Raw genomic sequence first — 6,227 nt, 5'->3', positions numbered from 1 at the left:
TAAGGCTCGCCGCTTCTTTCTCAAGAACCTCAAGCATCGCCGGAACGTTGACCACTTCATCCAACTCATGCATTGGCGCCGCTTCAATTTTCGAAAGCGTGAGTAGTTGATTAACCAAACTGTTCATTCGATTGAGCTGCTCAGTCATTACGCCATGCGCCTTGGTCCACATTGGGCCAACGATCATGTCTGGATCTTCGGTCATTTCAAGGTAACCTTGAAGGACGGTCATCGGCGTACGCAATTCATGAGAAACGTTAGCGAAGAAGTTACGGCGCATGCCTTCTAACTGCTTAAGCTGGGTCACATCACGTACCACCATCAGGTGTTCACCCTCGGTATACGGCACAATACGCAGCTCGAGCATACGCTCCACATTCAATGGAGAAGGCATCTCTAATGGCTCAGAGAAATCTTGCTTATTAAGGTACTTAATAAAATCTGGAGTACGAATCAAATTAGAGATCGGTTGACCTGAATCATCTGGCCAACGAAAGCCCAGCAAATACTGAGCTAGCTTGTTACACCAAACGATATTGCCTTCACCGCGAAATACCACAACGGCATCGGGAAGCGATTCTGCACCGTTACGGAAACGGCGGATAAGGTTAGTCAGTTCTTTGCGTTTGCGACGCTGTCTCTGCTGCATACGATAAATACCGTTAAACAGAGATTCCCAGTTCCCAGAGCCTGAAGGTGGAGTTAGACGCTTCTCATCCCACAGCCATGCGGACAAACGCATTTGGTTGTGTAGATGCCAGCCGAGCTGCAATACCGTAGCAGCCAGCAGCAACCAAGGTAGGTAACCGAATATCCATCCGACTAAAACCCATGGTGCGTAAAAAAAAGCCAGCTCCCAAGCCAGCTTTTTCCAGGTTAACTTTTCAACCATTCAGGACTCCGTAAACTGGGCAGCGAAGCCACATTAAGCCTTTGTAGAAAAACGGTAGCCAGCGCCACGAACCGTTTGGATTAGCTTATCGTGACCTGCAGACTCAAGCGCTTTACGCAGGCGTCGAATATGTACATCAACCGTTCGGTCTTCAACGTAAACATTGGTACCCCAAACGTTGTTAAGCAGCTGCTCTCGGCTGTACACACGCTCTTGGTGAGTCATAAAGAAATGCAGCATTTTGAACTCTGTTGGTCCCATATCAACTGGACCTTCGCTTGCGGTAACACGATGAGATACTGGGTCTAGCTTAAGACCTTGTACATCAATCACATCTTCTAGTGCAGTAGGCGTTACACGGCGGATAACCGCTTTCAGGCGAGCAACGAGCTCTTTGGGTGAAAATGGCTTGGTGATGTAATCATCAGCACCCACTTCTAAACCACGCACCTTATCTTCTTCTTCTCCACGAGCCGTTAGCATCACCACTGGGATGTTGCGAGTTAACTCTTCACGCTTCATGTGCTTGATAAAGTTTATCCCGCTACCACCAGGTAGCATCCAATCTAGTAATACTAGATCTGGGAAAGGTTCACATAGCTTGTTTACCGCTGTATCGTAATCTTCAGCCTCTACTGCTTGGTAGCCTTTTTGTTCAAGCACGAAGCACAGCATCTCACGAATAGGTGCTTCATCTTCAACGACCAGAATCCTTCTCGACATAATTGAATAGCCTTTGTATTTAATCAACGCATTGCATTATCTGAGTTAATTATGACACTTTTGTGACCTTTGAAAACAAATTTTCATATAACTGTCTCAAACATTTCACTTTATAACTTTTGATACAGAGCTAGGGACAAATCGAATTAGATCTCATATCATGAAGCACTTCTAAAAAGGTATGAGAAAAATTTATGTGGTTTAAAAATTGCCTAGTCTATCGCTTCAACCGTGATATTGATTTCAACGCAGATCAGCTAGAGAAACAACTTGAAGAATTCCGCTTTACTCCTTGTGGTAGCCAAGACAAACAGAAGTTTGGTTGGGTACACGCAATGGGTAGACATGGCGATATGATGACGCACGTATCAGAAAACCGCATTCTTATCTGTGCAAAGAAAGAAGAGAAAATGCTACCCGCTTCTGTGATCAAAGAATCATTGAACGCAAAAGTAGAAACGCTTGAGGCAGAGTCTGGTACCCCTCTGAAAAAGAAAGAGAAAGACAGCCTAAAAGAAGACATCATCATTGATCTACTTCCTCGAGCATTCAGCCGCAGCAACTTCACTTACGCGCTGATCATGCCAAAAGAAGGTTTCATTGTGGTTGATGCGAGCAGCTACAAAAAAGCAGAAGATGTATTAGCATTGCTACGTAAGACAATGGGTAGCCTGCCAGTAGTGCCAGCTATCCCAGAGCAAGCGATCGAAACGACTCTTACAGAATGGGTGAAATCAGGTGATACGCCACAAGGCATCACTATGCTTGATGAAGCAGAACTAAAATCTATTCAAGAAGACGGCGGTATTGTTCGAGTTAAGAAACAAGAACTAGAAGCTGATGAGATTAAAAACCACATCGAAGCCAATAAGATGGTGACGAAACTTCTTATCAACTGGCAAGACCGTATTGAATTCATTCTTGCAGAAGATGGCAGCATCAAACGCCTAAAATTCAGTGATGAGCTCAAAGACGAAAACGACGATATTCCTCGTGAAGATCAAGCTGCGCGTTTTGATGCGGACTTCTCTCTACTTTGTGGTGAGTTCAGTGTTTTCCTTCCAAACCTATTTGAATCATTAGGCGGGTTAACTCAACCTAACGCTTAATCAGTCAAACTATAGGCTCAGGTGCTAACGGTATCTGAGCTTATTTCTCACTAAGTTCTCACTTATATCTGCCTCTAGACCCTCTTGTTAATGTCATTGCTATCTTTAGGGCTATCAACCAAACTCATTTTAGCGTAAAATTTGCGCCCCTTTGATATCACTTGGTGGTATCAACCTGACTTGAGATCAGATTAGAGAACGAAGCAATGACTACACAAAAACCATTTGTACCTGAACTATTATCACCGGCAGGAAGCCTTAAAAACATGCGTTACGCATTCGCCTACGGCGCTGATGCAGTTTACGCGGGCCAGCCACGTTACAGCCTTCGCGTTCGTAACAATGAGTTCAACCACGAAAACCTACAAATCGGTATCGATGAAGCTCATGCTCAAGGCAAAAAGTTATATGTTGTATGTAACATTCAGCCACACAACTCTAAATTAAAAACTTTCATTCGCGACCTTAAGCCAGTTGTTGATATGGGCCCAGACGCTCTTATCATGTCTGATCCTGGTCTTATCATGATGGTTCGTGAAGCATTCCCTGAAATGCCTATCCACCTTTCAGTTCAAGCTAACGCTGTAAACTGGGCAACTGTAAAATTCTGGGCTACACAAGGCGTTGAGCGTGTCATCCTATCTCGTGAGCTATCACTTGAAGAGATCGAAGAGATCCGCGAACACTGTCCTGAAACAGAACTAGAGATCTTTGTTCACGGTGCACTTTGCATGGCGTACTCTGGTCGTTGTCTACTTTCTGGTTACATGAACAAGCGCGATCCAAACCAAGGTACTTGCACCAACGCTTGCCGCTGGGAATACAAAACAGAAGCAGCGAAAGAAGACGAAAACGGTCAGATCGTTGAAGCAAACCCTACTGGTGTTGCTATTCAAGAAGTTGAAGTCCTAGATGAGCGTCCAGACAACACACTAGGTCTTGGTAAACCAACAGACGAAGTGGTTCTGCTTTCTGAATCACACAAGCCAGAAGAGAAAATGGCAGCGTTTGAAGATGAGCATGGTACTTACATCATGAACTCAAAAGACCTTCGTGCAATCCAACACGTTGAGCGCCTAACGAAGATGGGTGTTCACTCTCTGAAGATTGAAGGTCGTACTAAGTCTTTCTACTACTGTGCACGTACTGCTCAGGTTTACCGTAAAGCTATTGACGATGCAGTGGCAGGCAAACCATTCGATGAAAGCCTAATGGGTACACTAGAGAGCCTAGCTCACCGTGGTTACACTGAAGGCTTCTTACGTCGCCATACACACGATACATACCAAAACTACGAGTACGGTTACTCTATCTCTGACACTCAACAGTTTGTTGGTGAGTTCACAGGTAAGCGCCGTGGTGACCTAGCGGAAGTAGAAGTGAAGAACAAGTTCCTAGTAGGCGACAGCTTAGAAATGATGACACCGAAAGGTAACGTTGTTTTCAAACTAGAAGTTATGGAAAACCGCAAATCTGAAGCGGTCGACGATGCGAAAGGTAACGGTCACTTTGTATTTATTCCTGTACCAGCAGATCTAGATCTAGAGTACGGCTTGCTGATGCGTAACTTGAGCGAAGGCCAAGATACACGTAACGCATCAGGCAAATAATTTTTACTTAAGCGACTTACTTGAGAAGAAAATAATGGCTCTGTTAATTACTGACAAGTGCATAAACTGCGATATGTGTGATCCTGAATGCCCAAATGGTGCAATCACTATGGGCGACAGCATCTTCGAGATCGATCCTGATTTATGTACAGAGTGTAAAGGTCACTATGAAAAGCCAACATGCCAGTCAGTGTGTCCGATTACAAAATGCATCATCACTGACCCAAACCATATTGAAACTGATGACGAGCTACTTGAGAAGTTTGTTATCATTCAAGGCTTGACCTAAAAGAAGAAAGGTTCAACTTAACCATAAGTTGAACCTTTTTTTTCATCCTGATTTTCCGATTGGATAAATATTGCAGAAGAGCTCTTTTTCAAATTGATATTCGAGTCGTTCTCGCCAGTTTATTGATTGAGCTATAGGAACAAGATAAAAGTTTTCCCTGCTGGTATCGGTCACAAATGCCATTCCATACTGCATCAATTCATAATGTACATCATTTACAAAGCTAGGATCTAATCGCTGCCTACCTGTTAGCTGATTGATGTCATCTCTTGAAATTGAAATACCCGAGCTTTCAGCGTTGAACCTATGTCTTAACCATTCTGAAAATTCCTTCGCACAAATCATAGTCATAGTCTTATCCTTGAATTATCTATCGACGGGTATCAGACTCTGATTTCACATACTACACATAAGCCGCATCTTTCACCCCAAACACTTACTCCTGACCTAGCCCAGTCAAATTGTCGCTGTTTTTCTCAAATTAATGCTCTCAATATCAAACGATATTCTTAATGTCGCATTTATAAACTCTAGACAAAAGTGTGACATTTCTCCAGTTTTTAGAGTCGACAAAACGAGTGGCATTACCACCTTAATAAGCCATTGATAATTCGATTACTTATTTGAAATCAAGGCTAAACATTGACTAGGCATGACTTTAATTTTCTTTTTTTTCTTGTTGGTGGCTACCTTTTTAGGAGGAGGAACAGGGATTGTCTTTGGCGCCCAACTTGCAAGTTCATCTCCACAACCGTCACCTTTAGGAGGGCTCGCTTGAGCTATGCAGTTTGAACTGCCTTCAGGACACTTTAAACGAACGTGGAAGTGGGAGTGGTGTCCCCACCAAGGTCTTATTTTGCCTAACCAAGCTCTATCATTAGCGTCAGAGTTTTCTTGTTCACAAAGGGTTTGCTTGATCACTGGATGAACAAAAATACGCACCACTTTTTCATCTTTCGCCGCATAACGAATAACTTGAAAATGATCATCGGTCCAATTCGATTCACGCAATTTGTAGTTGGTAAGATCCACAACGCTCACAGGTTTAGGCACAGCTAATTCGTTCTCTGACAACCTCTTACTGGTTAACCTTAGCCATATATCAATATCTAACCCTGTTTGATGACTTGAATGACCTGAAGAAAAGCGCCCTCCTCTGGGAAGAGAAATATCACCGATCAATAAATTAGTATTGAGCTTCTCGCTGGTCGTGACTCCTAACCTCTCAATAAACTTTATAGCTTCTGTATGGCCATAGTAGCGCTCTCTTTGAGGGCGAATGATCTGATACCCCAAACCATTAATAGGCAAAGCCTGCGCGCCGTCTAGACAGCCATTGGCATAGCTTCCAATTGATGAGGGTGAATTTTTAGTAGGGTGACTCTCTTTTTCCCACGAAGTTGCTGATAGAGAAAATGAACAAAAGAATACAACCAGTGCAAAAAAGAACCTCATAATAATCCCAAATTACTGACGCTTACTCATTATATTAGTCGCCATTTAGGATTAGGTGCATATCGTACTTAAGTTTTTGGTGGTAGCTAGTGAATTATACCAATTAAAGTAAAAATGTGATCTAATTAAGATTGATGAATTATTGTGAA

The 6,227-nt window shown here is 43.1% G+C and carries 7 protein-coding genes; 3 read left to right on the top strand and 4 right to left on the bottom strand.

Annotated features, from left to right (window positions below; genetic code table 11):
* Both phoR and phoB read right to left on the bottom strand, forming a co-directional pair.
* A partial coding sequence (gene phoR, locus AB6D93_RS23395) for a phosphate regulon sensor histidine kinase PhoR (protein WP_372159219.1) occupies positions 1-892 on the bottom strand: 892 nt, incomplete at its 3' end.
* A 33-nt stretch (positions 893-925) separates the two neighbouring features.
* Entirely contained in the window at positions 926-1,615 is a 690-nt protein-coding gene (gene phoB, locus AB6D93_RS23390) for a phosphate regulon transcriptional regulator PhoB (protein ID WP_004735064.1), read from the bottom strand.
* Between the two features lie 194 nt (positions 1,616-1,809).
* On the opposite strand from phoB, the gene rdgC reads away from it, so the two are divergent.
* From rdgC to AB6D93_RS23375, 3 genes are all read left to right on the top strand, one after another.
* Positions 1,810-2,724, top strand: a complete 915-nt coding sequence (rdgC, locus tag AB6D93_RS23385) for a recombination-associated protein RdgC (RefSeq protein ID WP_017062534.1) — start codon at positions 1,810-1,812, stop codon at positions 2,722-2,724.
* 206 nt (positions 2,725-2,930) lie between these two features.
* Complete coding sequence (yegQ, locus tag AB6D93_RS23380; protein WP_102333708.1) at positions 2,931-4,334, top strand: tRNA 5-hydroxyuridine modification protein YegQ; 1,404 nt, start codon at positions 2,931-2,933, stop codon at positions 4,332-4,334.
* Positions 4,335-4,368: 34 nt separating this feature from the next.
* Entirely contained in the window at positions 4,369-4,623 is a 255-nt protein-coding gene (locus AB6D93_RS23375) for a YfhL family 4Fe-4S dicluster ferredoxin (protein WP_004735061.1), read from the top strand.
* Between the two features lie 42 nt (positions 4,624-4,665).
* Here AB6D93_RS23375 and AB6D93_RS23370 read toward each other — a convergent pair whose 3' ends face one another.
* Together AB6D93_RS23370 and mepA are read right to left on the bottom strand one after the other, a co-directional pair.
* Positions 4,666-4,974 (bottom strand): hypothetical protein, encoded by a 309-nt coding sequence (locus AB6D93_RS23370; RefSeq protein WP_017062536.1) that lies wholly within the window; start codon positions 4,972-4,974, stop codon positions 4,666-4,668.
* A 264-nt stretch (positions 4,975-5,238) separates the two neighbouring features.
* Positions 5,239-6,078, bottom strand: coding sequence for a penicillin-insensitive murein endopeptidase (mepA, locus tag AB6D93_RS23365; protein ID WP_102333707.1), 840 nt, complete (start codon positions 6,076-6,078; stop codon positions 5,239-5,241).
* Between the last annotated feature and the right edge of the window lie 149 nt (positions 6,079-6,227).

It is taken from the genome of Vibrio sp. 10N.247.310.23 (assembly GCF_041467155.1).
Lineage (GTDB): Bacteria > Pseudomonadota > Gammaproteobacteria > Enterobacterales > Vibrionaceae > Vibrio > Vibrio crassostreae_C.
This window is presented reverse-complemented; position numbering and strand designations above follow the sequence as displayed.